At 65.4% G+C, this 18,334-nt stretch carries 22 protein-coding genes; 18 read left to right on the top strand and 4 right to left on the bottom strand.

The features are described 5' to 3' along the window. Positions 1-63 precede the first annotated feature (63 nt). From motA to ACTJKY_RS10510, 13 genes are all read left to right on the top strand, one after another. Positions 64-948, top strand: coding sequence for a flagellar motor stator protein MotA (gene motA / locus ACTJKY_RS10570; protein WP_440845937.1), 885 nt, complete (start codon positions 64-66; stop codon positions 946-948). Then, positions 923-1,243, top strand: coding sequence for an STAS domain-containing protein (locus ACTJKY_RS10565; RefSeq protein ID WP_440845935.1), 321 nt, complete (start codon positions 923-925; stop codon positions 1,241-1,243). The genes motA and ACTJKY_RS10565 overlap by 26 nt, the downstream gene beginning before the upstream one ends. Beyond that, positions 1,240-1,605, top strand: a complete 366-nt coding sequence (locus tag ACTJKY_RS10560) for a response regulator (protein WP_064313997.1) — start codon at positions 1,240-1,242, stop codon at positions 1,603-1,605. The genes ACTJKY_RS10565 and ACTJKY_RS10560 overlap by 4 nt, the downstream gene beginning before the upstream one ends. Further along, complete coding sequence (locus ACTJKY_RS10555; protein ID WP_440845934.1) at positions 1,602-3,875, top strand: chemotaxis protein CheA; 2,274 nt, start codon at positions 1,602-1,604, stop codon at positions 3,873-3,875. Before ACTJKY_RS10560 ends, ACTJKY_RS10555 begins: the two co-directional genes overlap by 4 nt. Further along, positions 3,872-4,366, top strand: a complete 495-nt coding sequence (locus ACTJKY_RS10550) for a chemotaxis protein CheW (RefSeq protein WP_440845932.1) — start codon at positions 3,872-3,874, stop codon at positions 4,364-4,366. The genes ACTJKY_RS10555 and ACTJKY_RS10550 overlap by 4 nt, the downstream gene beginning before the upstream one ends. Beyond that, entirely contained in the window at positions 4,363-5,241 is an 879-nt protein-coding gene (locus tag ACTJKY_RS10545) for a CheR family methyltransferase (RefSeq protein WP_440845930.1), read from the top strand. Before ACTJKY_RS10550 ends, ACTJKY_RS10545 begins: the two co-directional genes overlap by 4 nt. Positions 5,242-5,246: 5 nt before the next feature. Then, positions 5,247-6,296, top strand: a complete 1,050-nt coding sequence (locus ACTJKY_RS10540) for a protein-glutamate methylesterase/protein-glutamine glutaminase (RefSeq protein WP_440845928.1) — start codon at positions 5,247-5,249, stop codon at positions 6,294-6,296. 2 nt (positions 6,297-6,298) lie between these two features. Next, positions 6,299-6,688: a response regulator gene (locus tag ACTJKY_RS10535; protein WP_175488075.1), complete on the top strand. Its 390-nt coding sequence runs from the start codon at positions 6,299-6,301 to the stop codon at positions 6,686-6,688. Between the two features lies 1 nt (position 6,689). Then, positions 6,690-7,214, top strand: coding sequence for a chemotaxis protein CheD (locus ACTJKY_RS10530; protein ID WP_440845927.1), 525 nt, complete (start codon positions 6,690-6,692; stop codon positions 7,212-7,214). Continuing rightward, positions 7,214-7,546: a hypothetical protein gene (locus tag ACTJKY_RS10525; protein ID WP_010545187.1), complete on the top strand. Its 333-nt coding sequence runs from the start codon at positions 7,214-7,216 to the stop codon at positions 7,544-7,546. The genes ACTJKY_RS10530 and ACTJKY_RS10525 overlap by 1 nt, the downstream gene beginning before the upstream one ends. Position 7,547: 1 nt before the next feature. Continuing rightward, positions 7,548-8,393 (top strand): OmpA family protein, encoded by an 846-nt coding sequence (locus ACTJKY_RS10520; RefSeq protein WP_440845925.1) that lies wholly within the window; start codon positions 7,548-7,550, stop codon positions 8,391-8,393. A gap of 10 nt (positions 8,394-8,403) precedes the next feature. After that, entirely contained in the window at positions 8,404-8,850 is a 447-nt protein-coding gene (locus tag ACTJKY_RS10515; RefSeq protein ID WP_440845924.1) for a hypothetical protein, read from the top strand. A gap of 108 nt (positions 8,851-8,958) precedes the next feature. Next, entirely contained in the window at positions 8,959-9,600 is a 642-nt protein-coding gene (locus ACTJKY_RS10510) for a PilZ domain-containing protein (RefSeq protein ID WP_440845922.1), read from the top strand. 19 nt (positions 9,601-9,619) lie between these two features. Here ACTJKY_RS10510 and ACTJKY_RS10505 read toward each other — a convergent pair whose 3' ends face one another. Next, on the bottom strand, positions 9,620-10,570 hold the full coding sequence (locus ACTJKY_RS10505; protein ID WP_440845921.1) for an SGNH/GDSL hydrolase family protein: 951 nt from the start codon (positions 10,568-10,570) through the stop codon (positions 9,620-9,622). 211 nt (positions 10,571-10,781) lie between these two features. Next, positions 10,782-11,198 (bottom strand): flagellar assembly protein FliX, encoded by a 417-nt coding sequence (locus ACTJKY_RS10500; protein WP_440845919.1) that lies wholly within the window; start codon positions 11,196-11,198, stop codon positions 10,782-10,784. Positions 11,199-11,282: 84 nt separating this feature from the next. Between ACTJKY_RS10500 and ACTJKY_RS10495 the strand changes: the two genes are divergently transcribed. The 4 genes from ACTJKY_RS10495 to ACTJKY_RS10480 all read left to right on the top strand — a co-directional run bounded on the left by ACTJKY_RS10495 (position 11,283) and on the right by ACTJKY_RS10480 (position 13,909). Then, positions 11,283-12,386 carry a flagellar basal body P-ring protein FlgI gene (locus ACTJKY_RS10495; RefSeq protein WP_440845917.1) on the top strand — a complete coding sequence of 368 codons (1,104 nt, stop codon included), beginning with the start codon at positions 11,283-11,285 and terminating at the stop codon, positions 12,384-12,386. Further along, complete coding sequence (locus tag ACTJKY_RS10490; protein WP_440845915.1) at positions 12,386-12,697, top strand: rod-binding protein; 312 nt, start codon at positions 12,386-12,388, stop codon at positions 12,695-12,697. The genes ACTJKY_RS10495 and ACTJKY_RS10490 overlap by 1 nt, the downstream gene beginning before the upstream one ends. Further along, a complete protein-coding gene (locus tag ACTJKY_RS10485; RefSeq protein ID WP_440845913.1) occupies positions 12,694-13,119 on the top strand; it encodes a flagellar protein FlgN in 426 nt (141 codons plus the stop codon). The genes ACTJKY_RS10490 and ACTJKY_RS10485 overlap by 4 nt, the downstream gene beginning before the upstream one ends. A gap of 277 nt (positions 13,120-13,396) precedes the next feature. Then, complete coding sequence (locus ACTJKY_RS10480; RefSeq protein ID WP_440845912.1) at positions 13,397-13,909, top strand: PEPxxWA-CTERM sorting domain-containing protein; 513 nt, start codon at positions 13,397-13,399, stop codon at positions 13,907-13,909. 85 nt (positions 13,910-13,994) lie between these two features. Here ACTJKY_RS10480 and ACTJKY_RS10475 read toward each other — a convergent pair whose 3' ends face one another. After that, positions 13,995-14,411: a flagellar basal body protein gene (locus ACTJKY_RS10475; protein WP_440845910.1), complete on the bottom strand. Its 417-nt coding sequence runs from the start codon at positions 14,409-14,411 to the stop codon at positions 13,995-13,997. Between the two features lie 3 nt (positions 14,412-14,414). Further along, positions 14,415-17,207, bottom strand: coding sequence for a hypothetical protein (locus tag ACTJKY_RS10470; RefSeq protein ID WP_440845909.1), 2,793 nt, complete (start codon positions 17,205-17,207; stop codon positions 14,415-14,417). 90 nt (positions 17,208-17,297) lie between these two features. On the opposite strand from ACTJKY_RS10470, the gene ACTJKY_RS10465 reads away from it, so the two are divergent. Further along, the gene (locus ACTJKY_RS10465; protein ID WP_440845908.1) at positions 17,298-18,332 is read left to right on the top strand and encodes a flagellar motor switch protein FliG; all 1,035 of its coding nucleotides are present in this window, start codon (positions 17,298-17,300) and stop codon (positions 18,330-18,332) included. The last annotated feature ends 2 nt before the right edge of the window (positions 18,333-18,334 follow it).

Below are 18,334 nucleotides of genomic sequence, written 5' to 3'. Positions count from 1 at the left end.
CCCGCGCGGCCCGAAACCGTCCTATAATTCTGGAAAGATCCAGGGAAAGAATTTGAGCCCGCCATGCTGAACGCTGTTGGTTTCGTCATCATTCTCGGTTGCGTGTTCGGCAGTTTCATCATGTCGGGCGGCAAATTCGGCATCATCGCCGAAGCGATGCCGCACGAGTTGATGGCGATCGGCGGTGCCGCGATCGGCGCCTTCATCGTCGGCAACTCGATGCCGACGGTGAAGAAGGCCGGTGCCGGCATCATGCGCGCGTTCAAGGGCGGTCGCTGGAAGGCCAGCGACTATACCGACCTGCTGACGCTGATGTTCACCCTGCTGACGCTGTTCAAGAAGAGCGGCGCCACCGGCATCGAGCCGCACCTCGACAAGCCGGAGGAAAGCGATCTCTTCAAGCCGTATCCGCGGCTGCTGAAGGACCATCACCTGATCGAGTTCCTCTGCGACTATCTGCGGATGATGACCGTCAACTTCGAGGATCCGCACCAGCTGGAATCCGCGATGGAAGCGGACATCGAAAAGCATCATCACGAGGAAACCCATCCGCAGCACTCGCTGCAGCTGATGGCCGACGGCCTGCCCGCCATCGGCATCGTCGCGGCGGTGCTCGGCGTCATCAAGACCATGGGCTCGATCGATCAGCCGACCGAGATCCTCGGCGCGATGATCGGCGGCGCGCTCGTCGGTACCTTCCTCGGCGTGCTTCTGTCCTACTGCGTGGTTGCGCCGCTCGCCGGCAAGCTGCTCGAGACGATCGAAGCCGACTCCCAGCCCTTCACGATCGTGAAGACCGCCATCGTTGCCTATGCCCAGAACCAGCCGGTGCAGGTCGCGATCGAAATCGCCCGTCGCATGACGCCCACCGCGTTCGCGCCGAGCTTCCAGCAACTCGAAACCGCTCTCGACGAGGCCAAAAATGGACTTTCCCCTGCCACCGCTTGAGGCCGGCGCGGACAACGCGCTTGCGCTCCCCGCACACGGTACGACCGTGACGGCCGCGGATCTTCAAACCCGCCTCATCCAGGCGGTCGACGGCGACGCTCCGGTCGAGATCGATGCCTCGCAAGTCGAGAGTGTCGGCCAGGCGGTGCTGCAGCTGCTCGTCGCAGCCAAGGCCGAAGCCGACAAACTCGGCAAGGCCTTCACCATCCTCAACCCCAGCACTGCCTTCACCGATCGTGTGAACCGTTGCCAGCTCGCAGCGGCGGTCGGCATTGATACCGGAGAACTTCTGTGACCAAGCTGATCCTTACCGTCGATGACTCCGCGAGCATGCGCATGCTGCTCAAGACGTCGCTGACCTCGCAGGGCTTTCGCATCGAGAGCGCGAACGACGGGCAGCATGGCCTGGAGCGCATGCACGAGGTCAAGCCCGACCTGCTCATCACCGACATCAACATGCCGAAGATGGACGGGTTCGAGCTGATCGAGGCCGTGCGCCAGGTTCCCGAATTCAAGGGCGTGCCGATCCTGGTGCTGTCGACCGAATTCTCGGACGAGAAGAAGCAGCGCGCCCGCTCCGCCGGTGCCACCGGCTGGATCACCAAGCCCTTCGAGGCCACCAAGCTGGGGGCGGCGATCCGCCGCGTCTGCCCGTGAGCGACGAATTCGACGATATCCAGGCAATCTTCTTCGAAGAGTGCACTGAAGGCCTCACGACGGCTGAAGAAGGGCTGTCGGCGATGCAGTCGGGCGATCTGTCCGGCGAAACCATTGCCGGTGTGTTCCGCGCGATCCACTCGATCAAGGGTGGCGCCGGTGCCTTCGGCCATTCGGATCTGACCGCCTTCGCGCACAAGTTCGAGAACGTGCTCGACGAAGTGCGTGCCGGGAAGATCTTCCCCACGCCTGGCGTAATCCGCGTGATGCTGAGCTCGTTCGACGTGCTGGCGGACCATGTCGAAGCGGCCAAGGGCAATGCGTCCCGGCCGAACGACGGCGCCGCGCTGAGCGCGCTCGAACAGGTGCTCGCCAACAAGGGCGTGCCGGACGGCGATGCGCCGGCTGCGGCCGCGCCTGCCGCGGCAGCCCCCGCTCCCGCCGCCCCGGCCCCTGCGCCGGCGATGGAGGAAGAGGAAGACGAGTTCGGCTTCCGCCCGGTTGGCGTGTCGCTCGACGATCTGAACGGCCCGGACGAGTCCGGCGGCTGGACCGTACGCTTCAAGCCGTCCCGCGCCGCGCTCGCCAATGCCGGTGAGCCGCTGCTGACGGTGCGCGAGCTGGAGGGCCTGGGCGCGCGTGTCGTCTCGGTCGACACCAGCACGCTTCCGTCGCTGCGCGAGATCGATCCGGAAGACAGCTACCTCACCTGGGTGATCCACGCCCCGGCCGAGCTGCCGGAAAGCGACCTCTCGGACTGCTTCGATTTCGTCGCGCCGGATTCGGTGATCGAGATCAAGCGCGACAGCGAAGACGCGGCCCTGCCCGAGGGCGCGGCCGAGGCCGAGATGGACGGCGACGAGATCCCGTTCGTGCCGGTGACGGCAACGGTCGACGACTTCATGGATCTGGGCCCTGCCCCGGCAACGCCTGCACCGGCGCCGGCACCTGCACCCGTGGCGGCGGCGCCTGAAGCCGCGCCCGCTCCTGCCGCGGCGGGGACCCCGCCGGCCGGTGGCGGCGGCACGCCCGGTGGCCCCGGTGGCGGTGGTGCGGGTGCTGGCGGCGGCGGTCCGGCCAAGCCGGTCAACGAAGCCGCGCAGACCATCCGCGTGGACCTCGTCAAGCTCGACCTGCTGCTCAACCTGGTCGGCGAGCTGGTGATCCGCAACTCGATCCTGGCCGACCGGCTGTCGCCGGCCGATCGCCAGCGCGTCGAACTGCCCGAACTGGCCCGCCTCACCCGGCAGATCCAGGACAACGTCATGTCGCTGCGCGCCCAGCCGATCCGGCAGGCCTTCAGCCGCGTGCCGCGCATGCTCCGCGACCTTTCGGTGGAAACCGGCAAGCAGATCAACCTCGAGACGATCGGTGAAACGACCGAAGTCGACAAGGGCGTGATCGAGAAGATCGGCGATCCGCTGACCCACATGATCCGCAACGCCGCGGACCATGGTCTGGAAAGCGCCGAGGAGCGGATCGCGGCGGGCAAGGACCCCGCCGGCACGATCAAGCTGTCGGCCGAGCAGAAGGGCGCCCGGATCTTCGTTCGCGTCGCGGACAATGGCCGCGGCATCAACCGCGAGCGCGTCCGCGCCAAGGCGATCGAAAAGGGCATCATCACCGCCGATGCGGTGCTGACGAACGAGGAAATCGACCAGCTGATCTGCGCCCCGGGCTTCTCCACCGCGGAGAAGATCTCGAACATCTCGGGCCGCGGCGTGGGCATGGACGTGGTGCGTTCGAACGTGGAAGCCCTGGGCGGCCGCGTCGAGATCCACTCGGTGCCGGGCGAAGGCACGACCTTCACGATGATCCTCCCGCTCACGCTGGCCATTCTGGACGGCATGATCGTGCGGCTCGCCGGCCAGCGCTTCGTCCTCCCGCTGACGCACGTGCTGGAGACGATCCAGCCCGAGCCCGGCCAGGTGAAGCGCACCGCGCCCGACCACGAGGTGATCGACATGCGCGGCGAGTATCTGCCGGTGAAGCGTGCGACCGAGATCTTCGGCCTCAACGACGACCGCAACATCGAGGACTCCCTCGTGGTGATCGTCGAGAGCGAAAGCTCGGGCAAGGTCGGCCTCGTCGTCGACACCATCGATGACCGCCGCGAAGTGGTGATCAAGAGCCTGGATCAGAACCTGCATCCGATCCGCGGCCTGGGTGGCGCAACCATCCTCGGTGACGGCTCGATCGCCTTGATCCTCGACATCGAGGCGCTGGTTTCCTCGCCCACCCGTTTCACGCCCAAAGGACTGGCAGCATGAGCACCCCCGACACCGCCAATGATCGCAAGATCGTAACCTTCTCGCTGGCCAAGCAGATCTTCGGGATCGACATGAGCGCGCTCATCGAAATCCGCGAATGGGACGAGCCGACGCCGCTCCCCAACGTGCCCAGCTTCGTCAAGGGCGTGACCAACCTGCGCGGCAACGTGATCCCGGTGGTCGGCCTGGCCGAGCGCCTGGGCTGGGAGCCGAGCCAGCTGCATGCGCGCTCGTGCATCCTGGTGGTCAACATCATGGGCAAGCAGGCGGGCTTCCTGGTCGACGAGGTCAACGACATCGTGGGCATCAACGTGGGCGAGATCCAGCCGGCACCGGCGGTCGAGACCGCGCTGGAGGAAAGCGTGATCGCAGGGCTCGTCCGCATCGCCACCCGCGCCAAGGACGGCACGCGCGACGAGAATGGCAGCATGGTCCTGCTGCTCGATCTCAACGCGCTCAGCCTGACCAAGCACCTGGATCTCGCAGCATGAGCGCCGCCGGTGGCGCCGCCACGGCGTCCGCCGGCGCCGGGAACGCGATGGCACCAGGCCAGAACGCGGAGCTTACGCCGCGCGATTTCCAGGCCATCGCCGCGATCATGTACGACGATGCCCGCATCTCGCTCAGCGAGGCGAAGACCACCCTCGTCCAGTCGCGCCTCGCGCGCCGGCTGCGCAAGTTCGGCCTCAACCGCTTCAGCGACTATGTGGACCTCGTGCACAGCGATGCGGAAGAACGCGCCGCGATGGTGGTGGCGCTGACCACCAACCACACGCACTTCTTCCGCGAGCCGCACCATTTCGACCATTTCCGCGAGACCGTGATTCCCACGCTCCAGCGGAAGCAGGGTCCGATCCGGATCTGGTCGGCGGGCTGCTCGTCGGGGGAGGAGGTCTACACGATCGCGATGTGCCTGCTGGGGCCCAGCCGCAGCAGCGCCTCGTGGTTGCGCAACGCCGACGTGCGCCTGCTCGCCACCGATATCGCCCCGCATGTGGTCGAATCGGTGCAGCGCGGGGTCTACGCGGAGAATGTCGCCGCGGGGGTGCCCGAGCCGTATCGCTCGACCTGGATGAAGCCGACGCAAGGCGGCTTCGTGATGGCCGACGAAGCCCGGCAGATGGTCACCGCGAAAGTATTGAACCTGTTCGAACCGTGGCCCCTCAAGGCCGCCTATGATGTGATTTTCTGCCGTAACGTCATGATCTATTTCGGAGATCCCGCAAAGGAAGAGCTGGAGCATCGCTTTGTCGAGCAGCTCGCCCGGGGGAGCTTCCTGTATATCGGTCACTCGGAACGGCTGATCGGCCCGGCCGCGGGCAAGATGCGCTCGTGCGGGCACACTATTTATCAGAAGCCGGAGTAATGGGCATGAAACCAGTCCGAACGCTCATCGTCGACGACAGCGCATCGATGCGCGCGACGTTGAAGCGCATGCTTTCGGCCGACCCCGAGATCGAAGTGGTCGGCATGGCGCCGGAGCCGTTCGCGGCGCGCGACATGATCAAGGCGCTCAACCCCGACGTTCTGACGCTCGACGTCGAAATGCCGGGCATGGACGGCCTGTCGTTCCTCGAGCGCATCATGCGCCTCCGGCCAATGCCGGTGGTGATGTGCTCCACCCTCACCGCCCGCGGTGCGGAAGTGACGATCGAGGCGCTGCGCCTCGGCGCGGTCGACTATGTCACCAAGCCGAGCGGCACGCCCGAGGACATCGAGCGCGATGCCGGCCTGCTGTGCGAGAAGGTGAAGAGCGCGGCCCGGTCGGTTGCCCGCGCCGGTCCGCAGCGCCTGCCCGCACAGCCCAGCGTCGGCGCTGCCGGCGGCGGTGCCGCGGGCCAGATGATCGCGATCGGCTCGTCGACGGGCGGCGTGGAAGCGTTGTTCTCGCTGCTGCCGGCGCTGCCGGAAGATTCGCCGCCGATCCTGATCGTGCAGCACATGCCGGCGACCTTCACGCGCAGCTTCGCGCAGCGTCTTAACGCCGAGTGCCGGGTCAACGTAGTGGAAGCTACGGATGGTGCCCAGGTCACCCCAGGAACCGTCTATATTGCTCCTGGAGGCGAACGACACATGGAACTTCAGGGCGGTGCCAATGGCCGGATCAAATTGATCGCGGCAGATCCGGTTACCGGCCATCGTCCTTCGGTGGACGTGCTGTTCCGGTCGGTCGCCAAACTGGGTGCCGGTGCCGTCGGCGTCATCCTCACGGGGATGGGCAGCGACGGTGCGCAGGGCCTGCTGGAAATGCGTCGGGCCGGTGCCCGCACGCTTGGACAGACCAAGGAAACCTGCGTGGTGTGGGGCATGCCCCGCGCCGCCAAGGAAGCGGGTGCGGTGGAGAGGGAGGTCGGCCTGTCGGCGATGCCGGAGGCCATCCTGAAAGCTTGTCGAGAAACGGTTAAGGTTGGGAGCGCATAACAATGCCCGCTGCATCACAAATCAAGGTGATGGTCGTTGATGATCAGACCAGTATGCGGGCGATGATCCGTCGTGCGCTGCAGGACCTGGGGTTCAAGGACGTTCGCGACAAGGCCAGCGCGCCGGAAGCGCTCTCGTCGATCAAGAGCGACCGCGTCCACCTGGTCATCTCCGACTACAACATGCCTGAGATGGACGGGCTGCAGTTCCTGGAGGCGGTTCGCGCCGATCCGGTGATCGGCAAGACCGTGTTCATCATGCTCACCGGTTCGTCCGACCGCGAGGTCGTCCAGAAGGCGGCGGCGCTGGGCGTGAACAATTATGTCGTCAAGCCTTTCGCGCCCGCCGCGCTGAAAGAAAAGATCGAACGCGTTTTCGGTGAGCTGACCTGATATGCGCAGAGTTTCCATCGTACAGGGCGAGAACGCGGTAATCGCGGAGCCCCATGTCATGATTTCGACCTTGCTCGGGAGCTGCGTTGCCGCATGCCTCTACGACCCGGTCGCCAAGGTCGGAGGCATGAACCACTTCCTGCTCGGGGAGCCGGGCGCGGACCACAAGGTCTCGAGCTCGGACATGGCGCGCTACGGCGTGCATGCGATGGAACTTCTGATCAACAGCATGATGGCCAAGGGCGCCTCGCGCCAGCGGCTGCAGGCCCATCTGTACGGTGGTGCCAACATCATCTCCGGACTGGGGAACATCGGCGCCTCCAACGGCGCCTTTGCCCGCCGGTTCATGGAGACCGAAGGTATCTCGATCGCGCATTGCGATCTCGGTGGCACGCTCGCCCGCAAGGTCGAGTTCCTGCCGCACGAAGGCAAAAGCCGCTGCACCAAGGTAGCGGAGCGTGTCCAGGAACGTCCGGTCGCCCCCCTGCCTGTTGCCGCCCCCGACGGAGAATTGGAGCTTTTCTGATGTCGTGCCTGCCCATGTCGGAACCGTCGAACCCCCAAGCCCTGCCCGGCTACGACCCCTTCGCGGGCGTGCTGCACAGCGTCATGGCCGGCGAGATCCGCGAAATCAGCAAAAAGCTGGAAGGCCTGGCCGAAGTGCTCGTCTGCGATGAGCATTTCGCCGCCAATTATCTCGAGCAGCTCCAGGCGTTCGACTATCTGATCCAGCACGCCGACGAGTGCGTGAACCTGCTGGACCGGATCGCGGGCGGCGAGGATTCGCTCTCGGCGATCAGCCATGTCCGTCTCGGCGCCGTCCAGGAACGCCTGCGCAACGCGCTGAAGGGTCAGTAACATGGCCCGCGGGGGGGACGTTCGGCCGATCATCGTCAAGAAGATCAAGAAGAGCGCGGCCGCGCACCATGGCGGCGCGTGGAAGGTGGCCTATGCCGACTTCGTGACGGCGATGATGGCCTTCTTCATGCTGCTGTGGCTGCTCGCCAATCCGGACAAGGACCGGCTGAAGGGCCTCGCCAAATATTTCTCGCCCACCGTGGCCGATAGCGGTCCTTCGACCCCCGTCACCAACTCCGCGCCAGGTGCCGGCGGCCCGACCCGCCGTTCCGAGGCAGACCCCAGCGCCGCCAAGGGCCAGCCGACCTTCGAGGTGACGACGGCCGGCTCCGCGCGCGGCGGCACCGCCGATGTGCCCGCGTCGATGCGGGTCATGGCCTCCGAACTGATGGTGGCGCTGGAAGCGACGCCGCAGTCGCAGGGCAAGAAGAATGTCGACGTCCAGCAGGACCGGCAGGGTCTGCGCATCACGCTGATGGACACCGACCAGCAGCCGATGTTCAAGTCGAACACCGCCGAGCTCAATCCCTATGCGCGCACGCTGCTCACCAAGCTGGCGAAGAAGATCTCGACCGTGGGCGCGCAGATCGCGATCGAGGGCCATACCGATGGTGCCGGCGGGCAGAGCGACGCCAACTGGCTGCTCTCCGGGCAGCGCGCCCTGGCCGCCCGCTCGGCGCTGGTCGCCGGCGGCGTGACGCCCGATCGCTTCGCCGAAGTCGTCGCGATGGGCGCCACCCAGCCGGTCTATCCGGACCAGCCCAACCGCGCCGAGAACCGCCGCATCAGCATCGTCCTCAAGGGCCAGACCTCGGCGCTGCCGAGTGACTCCAGCTTCAAGTTCTGAAGGGCGGATCGTGAAGAAACTGCTGTTCCTCATCGTCGCGCTGATCGCCGGCCTCGCCGCCGGCGGGGGCACTGCCTATGCGATGGTGAAGATGCTCGGCATCGGCGCCCCCAAGCAGGAAGCCAAGGCCGAGGAGAAGGAAGAGCCCGGCAAGTTCGTGCCCACCGGCAAGGTGCTGGTGCCGCTCGTCTTCCCGGACGGCCATCTCGCCGGCTACGCCTCGATGGAAGTGCAGCTCGAGGTCGATGAGGCCAAGACCGAGTTCGTCACCCAGCGCATGCCGCTGCTGCTCCACGCCATCAACATGCGCACCTATCGCACCCCGATGGCGGCGGGCCCCGACGGCATGCTGCCGGACTTGGAAGGCTTCCGGAAGCTGGTCAACACCTCGGCCACCGAAGCCTTCGGCCCCAAGGTCGTGCGCAAGATCGCGGTGACCAACGCCAACCCCGCCTGATCGTCGCCCCAAATATTCGTACGACTACCGATGCGAAGCTGAACGTCCGTTCATCCTATAATATGCATAGGGACTGCCGGTTTGCAGTCGAACGGGGAGAAGTACGCCGTGGGCGCAGCCGAACATCAGTTTGATCACGACAGCAGCGATCCCGCTCCCTGGGCCGAACGTGCTCCGCGCACGGTGACGACGCTGATGGTGGGCAAGCTGATCTGCGCCGGGACGGGCGAACAACTGTGCCGCGTTCGCAACATCTCCGCCACCGGCATGATGCTGGAATGCCCCCTTCCCTTGCACGAAGCCGACCGGATCGTCGTCGAGCTGCGCGGCGGTCCCGTGCTCGAGGGCAAGATCATGTGGATCAGCGAAGGGCGCGCCGGCGTGCAGTTCCACGAGGCGATCGACGTCGAGGACGTCCTCGCGGCGGCCAAGGGCAGTTCCCCCGCCGCACGGCTGCGCCGCGCGGTGCCGCGCGCGCCGCGCTTCGCCATTGCCGGCAACGCCCGGCTCGTCTGCAACGGCGTGTCGCATGCCGTGGCGATGGAAAACATCTCGCAGAGCGGTGCCCGGGTACGGCTGTCGAACCAGCCCGATCTCGATCGGGTGATGACGCTGGTAGTCCCTGGCCTGAGCCCGCGCAGCTGCACCGTCCGCTGGGCCGAAGGCGACTCCGCCGGCGTCGCCTTCATCGAGATGATTCCCTATGCCGAGCTCTCCGCCTGGCTGAGCGAGGTGCAGCCGCCGCGCTGAGCGGCGGCGGCCCCTGCCCTCACGCCAGCGCGATCGATGCCCGCCGGCGCCGCAGCACGGCGCCCACCCCGGCGAAGCCGACGATCAGCAGCACCCAGGTCTCGCCTTCCGGCACCGCGCTGATTCCCAGCTGGCGGATCATTGTGTCCGCGATTGCCTGATGGACCTGCGTGGTTGGGTGGATTTCGTCGAAATAGAGCGCATTGCTGCAGTTCGCGAGCTGCGGCGATCCGCCACCGAGGATCTGGCACGGCGTCGTCGTGTTCAGCGTGTCCGGCAGGCCGAAGGACGACGGCGAGTCGAGCAGGTCGTGCTCGGTCGCGAACAGGTCGAAGAAGTCGGCGGTGAGGCCCGGCTGGCTGCCGATCCCGGCCGCCATCTGCCGCAAGGCCTCGCTGATCTGCCGCGAACGCGCCGACAGTTCGTCGAGCCTGCCCGTGACGCCGCCGACGTTCGCGACCGAGTCCGGCAGCAGGCCGACATCCGGCGCGCCGACGATCAGGAAGTGGCGCGCGCCGAGACCGTAGAGCGCGGTCACCGCATCGTCGAAGTCGGTCAGCGCCGGGAGAAAGCTGACCGGACCGCCGGTCAGGCTCGTATCGCGCACGTCGTTGCCGCCGAAATTGAGCAGCACCAGGGCGTTGCCGTCGATCGGCGCGCCGACGCGGTTCGCATATAGGCCGACCTGGGCGAGAAAGCTCGGGGTGCGCTCGCCCGGCACCGTCTGCGCGGTGGCACCGCCAAAGGCCAGGTTCGTGCCGCCGGCGTAGAGCGGCGTTGCCGCATGGCCGGTGATCGCCAGGCTCAGATAGTCGGCATAGTTAAGCCCGTTCGAGAAACGGCCACCGAAATAGCCGTCATTGGCGCTGGCATACGCCCCTCCGCTGGCAAGATTGAGGTTCCCCGAGTCCACCAGACTGTCGCCGAAGACGTACAGCCCCGAATAGGTCGGCCCCGCCTCAGCGGCCACGGGCGCCAGACACAGGGAAATAAACGCAAAAAATCGCGCGCAAGCCTTCATGACACATCCCCTCTTGTTAACCATGCTGTACCTGATCGGCGCGCGCGATCCAAGTAGCGGGATCGGACAAGGCGTTTGACGGCAGCAAGAGGCGGAATTTTACTGCGCCGCAGCAAATAGCCACAGCGTCAGACAGGCGCTTACAGGGTAAGATTTGGCTTCAGACCTGGATGTCGAGCTTGGCCAGTTCGACGCGCACCCGCACATCGATATCGCGCATCAGCGCGGCGAGTTCGGGCTCCGCCGGAGTCGGCACCGTTTCCGCCCATTCGACGATCTCGCGCAGCCGCGTGACGTTCGGGGCGCCCGCCACCAGTTCCTTGTGCAGCCGGTCGAGCGCGTCGATGCCGCGCTCCACGTCGCGCGCCTGTTTGCGGCGGCGTTCGGCGAGGGGATTGTTGGCGGCGATCGCCACCAGCATCTGCACGCTGGTAGCAGGCAGGGTGCCCGGCACGGACTGCGGATGCGGGGCTGCGGCAACCTGTTCGTCGAGGCGGCTCGCCAGGCTGGGCACAGATTTGGGCAACGCCGCCAGCAGGTTGCGCGCCATCATCGGTGACAGGCTGTCGATACGCACGAAATCAGACCCTCGCGAGCCTTGTTGGCTCTCCTCTTCCTATAAGATGAGTAGCGTTAATTTTCCACTTGGCCCGAGAGGTTTATGTATCGTCTCTCCGCATCGTTCCTGGCGCTCGCGCTGGCCTGTTTTGGCGCGCCCCAGGCGATGGCCCAGACCCGGATCAAGGACATCGTCGACGTCGAAAATGTCCGTGAAAACCAGCTGGTTGGCTATGGCCTCGTGGTCGGCCTCGCCGGCACCGGCGACCGTATCCGCAATGCCCCCTTCACCGAGGAATCGATGCAGTCGATGCTCGAGCGGATGGGCGTTAACATTCGCGGCACGCAGATGCGCACGCAGAATGTCGCCGCCGTCTCGATCACCGCGACCATGCCGCCTTTCTCGCGCTCCGGTTCGCGGATCGACGTGCAGGTCTCCGCACTCGGCGATGCGACCAGCCTCCAAGGCGGCACGCTGATCGCCTCGTCGCTGCGCGCGCTCGACGGCGAGATCTATGCCGTGGCCCAGGGCCCGGTGGCGGTGTCCGGCTTCAAGGCGCAGGGTGCGGCGGCGAACGTCAGCCGCGGCGTGACCACCTCGGCGCGGATCGCCGGCGGTGCGATCGTCGAGCGCGAGGTGCCCTATCAGCTGCGCTCGGCCAACAGCCTCAAGCTCGCGCTGAAGAACCCGGACTTCTCGACCGCCGACCGCATCGCCCGCGCGATCAACGGCCGCTATCCCGGCGCCGCGCAGATGCTCGATCCCGCCACGGTAGAGTTGCGCCCGACCAACCAGTTCGCCGGATCGGTGATCGACCTAGTCACCCAGGTCGGCGACCTCGAGGTGAAGGTGGACCAGCCCGCAAAGGTCGTGATCAACGAAGCGTCGGGCACGGTGGTGATGAACAGCGACGTGCGGATCACGCCGGTCGCGATCGCGCAGGGCGGCCTGACCATCTCGGTCACCGAAACCCCGCAGGTCTCGCAGCCCGCGCCCTTCTCGCAGGGCCAGACAACGACGGTGCCGCGCACCCAGGTGCAGGTGAACGACGGCAATGGCGCCAGCCTCGCCGTGATCAACGGCTCGTCGTTGAAGGCGCTGGTGAGCGGACTCAACACGCTCGGCGTCTCGCCGCGCGACCTGATCACCATCCTCCAGGCGATCAAGACGGCTGGCGCGCTCCAGGCCGAAATCGAGGTGCAGTGATGACCGACGCGACGCCCCTGCCCCAGGCAGCCCTTGCCGGGGCGACCGCCCCGGCCAAGCCGCTGCCCAAGGTGGATCCGAAGAGCGCCAAGACCGCGCAGGAATTCGAAAGCGTGTTTCTGGGCCAGATGACCCAGCTCATGATGCAAAGTGTTCAACAAGACGAACAGTTTAGCGGTGGTAACGGCGAAGAGATCTTCCGCGGCGTACTTGCCGAGAAGCTCGGCGCCGCCATGGCGCGCCGCGGCGGAATCGGCCTCGCGCCGGCCGTCGTCGACCAGATCCTCAAGCTTCAGCAAGGACAGAAATGATCACGCAGCTCGTCGATGCGATGCTTTCCCTTACCGCTTTGATGGAGGAGGAGAGCGAACGTTTGGCTCGCACGCCCTACATTCGCGAACTCGGCGAGATCGCCGATGCCAAGTTGCGGCTCGCCGGCCGCATCGAAGCGGAAATCGCGCGGCTGAAGCGCGAGAATCCGGAAGACTGGCTGGAGACGCTGGAGCCGGATGCGCGCGAACAATTGTCGGAGGCAAGCCGCGCACTGCGGGACGCGTCTGTCGTCAACTCCCGAATATTGTCCCGCCAGATCGAATTGTCTTCAGAAATGATGGCAGCAATTGCGGCGGAGGCACAGCGCCTTACCGGCAGCCGCAGCACGACGTACAGCGCATGCGGCGGTCTTTACGGCATGGACGCGCCTGCGCCCATCTCCGTAAATGCACGTTTGTGAAGGTATTTTTGATTCGGCCTACGCTCTGATCCACGCTGCGTCGCGGAATATTTCCGCGGCGTTTCAAGGTCGCGAAACGCCGAAACACCCCAATAATGCCGCCTAACTCGTTGATTTACAGCACCTTATAAATGGTGTACTTCCAGTTAACTATATAGTGGCAAATTCCACGCGTTCGTTTATAAAGAAAAGAACAGCGCGTTTGGGAAGAAGAGGGTCACCTGTCTCGAAACATCGAGCAGCTCCCAGCGGCTGTGTATGCTCTAGGGAGGTGTGGATGAACAAGCTCAAGACTCTGATGATCGCGGCTGCGACGGCGGCCAGCGCTCTTACCATGGCAGGCACCGCGCAGGCGACCACGGTCGTTTGCGTCGATTCCGCGGCTGCTGTTTGCAGCTTCGACGGCTTCGGTGGTGGCTGGAACAACGTCAAGGTCGCCAAGAAGACGACCGCGACCCAGTCCTTCGCGCTCACGCTGAAGGCGCCGGGCGAGCTGCACGTCAGCATCTCGTCCTTCTATCTCGACCTGGTGAGCCTGTCGTTCGGCGGCGTGACGCTGACCGGCATCACCAAGGGCGACGTGTATTCGTTCGCGGTGAACCCGTCGAACACGCCGCAGCTGCTGACGGTGGTGATGAAGAACACCAAGACCAAGGACTATGGCTACAGCGCACAGCTGGACTTCGCACCGGTTCCCGAACCGGCCGCGTGGGGCCTGATGATCGCCGGCTTCGGCATGGCAGGTGGCGCACTGCGTCGCCGCCGTACCGCGCGCGTCGCGATCGCCTGATCGCACGCCACGGCGTACAAACGGAAAGGGCCGCGAGCATCCGCTCGCGGCCCTTTTTGTCGTCCTCGGGACGGCGCGGAAGGCGTCAGCCCCCGCCCTTCCCCAGCGCGGTCTTCAGCAGCACCATCTGCTTGCGGTAGATGTTGGTCATCGCGCTGAAATCGGCCTGCACCTTGCCCATCTTGAGCAGCTGGTCTTCCAGCGTGACGTTGTTGCCGTCCGGTTTGGTCTCGGTGACGTCCTTGTCAAACACCAGGCCGCTGCCCACCGGCTGCACAGCGCCCAGATTCTTCATCGTGCCGGTCAGCTCGACGCGCGGCTTGGCGACGCTGATGCCCCCGGCACCCTGTAGCAGATCGCCGAAATTCGGCTCGGACACGTCGCGCGACTTGTAGCCGGGCGTTTCGCTGTTCGCCAGATTCTGCGCAATCACCTGCTGGCGCTGCGACAGATTCTGCATCCGCATCTGGATCGCGGAGAAGATGGTCGGCATCTCGGACATGGTTCAGAATCCCAACAGGCTTGTGGCGGTACTAGAGCCGGACTGCAGCCGCGACAGCGCCGCCTGGTAATTTTTCAGCTGGGCCTGCTCGACCGCGGTGGAAGCACCGGGCTTGCTCGATTTGGGCGCGTTGCTGCCGTCGACAAAGGCCGCCTTGCTGTCATCCCAATATAGAGAGCGATAGGCGGTCTGGGTCATCGAGATCGCATCTTTGATCTTGCCCAGCGCCGCCTTGGCGTTGTCGATCGAGGCGAGGCTCAGCGATTCGTTCAGCTCGAGGCCGAAGGAGCCGCCCGGCTTCACCTTGGGCGCCGTGCCCACCACCGCCGCTGCGTTGACGAGGCGCTGCGGCTCCAGGCCGAGCTTGGAGAGCGCATCGGCGTCCGCACTGCCGGCGAGCAGTTCCAGCTCATGGCCCTGCTTCATCGAGATGCGCAGCGATTGTACGCCGTCCACCGTCGTCGCCGTCACCGTGCCCTTGGACGCGCCGATCATGCTCTGGATGCGATCGGCAATGGTCTTCAGCGTATCGTCCTTCTCGATCGTCACGCGGCGAACGGAAAGATTGTCGGCCTTGATCGAGAAATAGTCGCCGGGGCGCAGCGTCGTCTGGGTGGTGACCTTGTCCGAGACGGTGGGGTTAAGCACGCCGCGGTTGAAGCCCAGCGCACCCAGAGCAGTGTCGCCGCCGAGATCCGCCGCCACTCGCACCGGCTCGGTCCGGGTCTGCGCCTGACCGAACTGGGTGGTGGTGCCGACCGCGCCGGTCCCCGCATCGATCTGGGTAACGAAGCCGTCGACAGGGCCCCGACGCGGCGCACCCAGATCCCCGGTCGTGCGACCGCCCGCATAGATCTTGTCGCCCATGAAGGCGATGCTGTCGATCTGGTCGTCCTCGCCGGTGCCGACATAGGTGGTAGTGGCGCTGGAAAGGCCCGAATCGATGCGCGTGACGAAGCCGTCGCGGCCGCCGCTCATGCCGTTCGCCTGGGTGCCGGCGATCGCGCTGCTGGTGGCGCCACCCACTGCGATCGTGCCGTCCGCTGCCACCGCCAGCGCGCGCGCATCGGCGGTGCCGAGGCTGATGCTGCCCAGCGTGGTCGACAGTGAATTCGCCTGCAGCTTCATCACGCTCGACACGCCTTGGCTGGACATGAGCGCGAGCAGATTGCCGTCCTTGTCGGTCGCCAGGCTGCTGATCGTGTCGCTGCCGCCGGTATCGATGGTGCGGCGTTCGGCGATCTTGCCGGTGGAATCGATCCGCACGACCATCGCGTCGCCGCCATCCTTGTTCGCGACGCGGCCGGCAACGAAGACCGACCCGTCCGCGCCTACCGTGACGGCACGGGCCGTGTCGGCGTCCTTGGACACGACCAGCGTGGAAAACTGCTCGTCGCCGTTCGTGGCATATTTGGCCACGGCCATGTCGCCATCGGCGGTGATGCCGTTGAAGCTGCCGGTCACCGTACCGGCGACGACCACGCTGCCGTCCTGCCCCAGCGATACCGACGCACCGGTGGCGGTGCCGCTGGCACCCAGGTTGCGCTGCCACACGACCTTGCCGGCGCTGTCCATCTTGGTGAGGAACAGATTGTCGTTGCCGTTGGAAAGATTGGTGCCGAGGTCGCCCTTGGTGGTGCCGACCACATAGCTGAAGCCCTGCGCATCGGTGACGCTGGCTGCCGCCGTGGTGCTGGCATAGGCGTTGTTGGTCTGGGTCGTCTGCAGCTTCGGCTTGCCGTCCGGTCCATCCACGGTGGTCGTTACATTGGTGGTTTTTTTCGCGGCCACGTTCTGGGCGGTGCCCTGGCGATCCAGCGCCTGGATCGAGCCCATATTGACCTTGGTGTTGTCGCCGGCGGGGTCGTTGAGGCGGAACACCTGGGTGGAGGTGGGCGAATCGAGCGGGGTCTGGCCAGTGGTGACGACCAGTGAATCCTTGGCCCCCGCCTGGGCGAGACTTACCTGCTCGAGTCCGTCCGGCGTCTCAAGGTTCAGGCTCCACATCCCGTCCTTGTACTCTGGCTGAAAACGGGCGTGCCACTTGCTGACCGTGTCACCCTTGCTGTCGGTCAGTACGGTGCCGTCGGCCTTGTAGGCGGGTACCGAACTGATCTGCGCGTTGAGCGCCGCCGCCACCGAATTGATCGTCGGCGGCTGGGGTCCGGTAGACAGATCGACGTTGAAGCTCTGCGACTGGGTGCCGCGCTTGATGCTGACGACGAACTGTTCGTTGCCGGTGAGCCCGGGCAGCGGGTCGTCCGACTTCTTCACCAGCGGCTTGCCGGCGGTCTCATAGAGCGCCGTGGCGGCGAGTTCGCTTGTCTTGACCGTGGTGGCCGCCTTGCCGAACGAGAGGTTCACCTTGTCCGAGGGAGAGGCGACCAGGTAATTCTGAAGGTCTGTCATCCCCTTGGAGAAGGCCTTCTGATATTGGGCGCGCTGCGCATCCGACGTCGTCTTGTCGGCAGCGGCCTCGGCCAGCACGCGCAGACTGTCGAGCGCCTTGTAGGCGGTGAAGGTGGTCTTCACGTCGTCCGGCAACAGGTCGCCGGCGCTGTCGCTGGTCGCCGGCTGGATCAGCGTGCGTGCGGCCAGGATCGAGGTGAGCTGCGACGAGGTGGCCGTGCCGGCCGGATCCTTCCAGGGGGCGACGGTGGGGACGGTATCGAACAGTGCCTTGGCGGTCTTCACCGCCTTGCTCTCGAAGGTCGGCATCGAACTGGCGGCCGCGGAGAACGCATCCTGCCCGGTGAGCACGCTCAGTCCGATAAGGTTTGCCGTTAAATTAACCATGATCCGATCCGTCCCTGCCCCATTTACTTCTATAATAGAGGAGAGCGCGGCCTTGCGGGTGCGCGCGGACCATTTTCTGCAGGGATGAGCATGGCTTCTGTCGCCACGGTGGGTGAACCGCCCGAACTGAAGAAATTCTCGGGGCCGCAGCGCGCGGCCGCGCTGATGCTCGCGCTCGGCAAGGAACATGGCGCCCCGATCTGGGACCAGCTTTCCACCGACGAGATCAAGGAGCTGTCCTCGACGATCTCCAGCCTGGGGCGCATCCCCAGCGTCGTCGTCGAATATCTGCTCGTCCAGTTCACCGGCGAAGTGGCGAGCATGGCCTCGCTCCACGGCAGCTACGAAACCACCGAACGCCTGCTCGCCGGCATCCTGCCGAACGACAAAGTGAAGGAGATCATGGAGGATATCCGTGGTCCCTCGGGCCGGACGATGTGGGACAAGCTGTCCAACGTCTCCGAAACCGTGCTGGCGGGTGCGCTCAAGCAGGAATATCCGCAGACCGTCGCGGTCATCCTTTCCAAGCTGCGCCCCGACCATGCCGCGCGCGTGCTGGCCGAGCTGCCGCGCGAGTTCGCGGTGGACGTGATCATGCGTATGCTGCGGATGGACACGGTGCAGAAGGAAGTCATCAACCAGGTCGAGCAGACGCTCAAGACCGAGTTCATGACCAACCTCTCCCGCTCGCAGAAGCGCGACCCGCACGAGAGCATGGCCGAGCTGTTCAACTCGCTCGACCGCTCGACCGAGGAAGCGATGCTCACCGCGCTCGACGCCAAGGCGCCGGATAGCGCCGAACGCATCCGCGCGCTGATGTTCACCTTCGAGGATCTCGCCAACCTGCTGCCGCCGGCGATCGCCTCGATCGTCCGCAATGCCGACAAGCGCGAGATGGCGCTGGCGCTGAAGGGCGCTCCGGATCAGTTGAAGCAGATGTTCTTCAACGCGATGACCGAGCGCGCCGCCAAGCTGATGCGCGAGGATATGTCCGGCATGGGCCCGGTGCGCGCACGTGATTGCGAAGAGGCCCAGTCGAGCCTCGTTCGCCTGGCCAAGGACCTTGCCGATCGCGGCGAAATCCTGCTGGTCGATCCCAAGTCCGACGACGCGATGATTATCTGAGG

The sequence above is a fragment of the Sphingomonas sp. 22176 genome (assembly GCF_052045505.1).
Classification (GTDB): Bacteria; Pseudomonadota; Alphaproteobacteria; order Sphingomonadales; family Sphingomonadaceae; genus Sphingomonas.
Note: the sequence above shows the minus strand (reverse complement) of the source record. Positions and strands in the feature narration are given on the sequence as shown.

What these genes read in the sequence shown, in the direction of transcription:
- ACTJKY_RS10495 (WP_440845917.1), top strand. Translation starts at nt 11,283, where the DNA reads ATGTATCGTCTCTCCGCATCGTTCCTGGCGCTCGCGCTGGCCTGTTTT.
- ACTJKY_RS10525 (WP_010545187.1), top strand. Translation starts at nt 7,214, where the DNA reads ATGTCGTGCCTGCCCATGTCGGAACCGTCGAACCCCCAAGCCCTGCCC.
- ACTJKY_RS10475 (WP_440845910.1), bottom strand. Translation starts at nt 14,411, where the DNA reads ATGTCCGAGATGCCGACCATCTTCTCCGCGATCCAGATGCGGATGCAG.
- ACTJKY_RS10535 (WP_175488075.1), top strand. Translation starts at nt 6,299, where the DNA reads ATGCCCGCTGCATCACAAATCAAGGTGATGGTCGTTGATGATCAGACC.
- ACTJKY_RS10565 (WP_440845935.1), top strand. Translation starts at nt 923, where the DNA reads ATGGACTTTCCCCTGCCACCGCTTGAGGCCGGCGCGGACAACGCGCTT.
- ACTJKY_RS10550 (WP_440845932.1), top strand. Translation starts at nt 3,872, where the DNA reads ATGAGCACCCCCGACACCGCCAATGATCGCAAGATCGTAACCTTCTCG.
- ACTJKY_RS10465 (WP_440845908.1), top strand. Translation starts at nt 17,298, where the DNA reads ATGGCTTCTGTCGCCACGGTGGGTGAACCGCCCGAACTGAAGAAATTC.
- ACTJKY_RS10540 (WP_440845928.1), top strand. Translation starts at nt 5,247, where the DNA reads ATGAAACCAGTCCGAACGCTCATCGTCGACGACAGCGCATCGATGCGC.
- motA (WP_440845937.1), top strand. Translation starts at nt 64, where the DNA reads ATGCTGAACGCTGTTGGTTTCGTCATCATTCTCGGTTGCGTGTTCGGC.
- ACTJKY_RS10470 (WP_440845909.1), bottom strand. Translation starts at nt 17,207, where the DNA reads ATGGTTAATTTAACGGCAAACCTTATCGGACTGAGCGTGCTCACCGGG.
- ACTJKY_RS10545 (WP_440845930.1), top strand. Translation starts at nt 4,363, where the DNA reads ATGAGCGCCGCCGGTGGCGCCGCCACGGCGTCCGCCGGCGCCGGGAAC.
- ACTJKY_RS10520 (WP_440845925.1), top strand. Translation starts at nt 7,548, where the DNA reads ATGGCCCGCGGGGGGGACGTTCGGCCGATCATCGTCAAGAAGATCAAG.
- ACTJKY_RS10485 (WP_440845913.1), top strand. Translation starts at nt 12,694, where the DNA reads ATGATCACGCAGCTCGTCGATGCGATGCTTTCCCTTACCGCTTTGATG.
- ACTJKY_RS10530 (WP_440845927.1), top strand. Translation starts at nt 6,690, where the DNA reads ATGCGCAGAGTTTCCATCGTACAGGGCGAGAACGCGGTAATCGCGGAG.
- ACTJKY_RS10490 (WP_440845915.1), top strand. Translation starts at nt 12,386, where the DNA reads ATGACCGACGCGACGCCCCTGCCCCAGGCAGCCCTTGCCGGGGCGACC.
- ACTJKY_RS10480 (WP_440845912.1), top strand. Translation starts at nt 13,397, where the DNA reads ATGAACAAGCTCAAGACTCTGATGATCGCGGCTGCGACGGCGGCCAGC.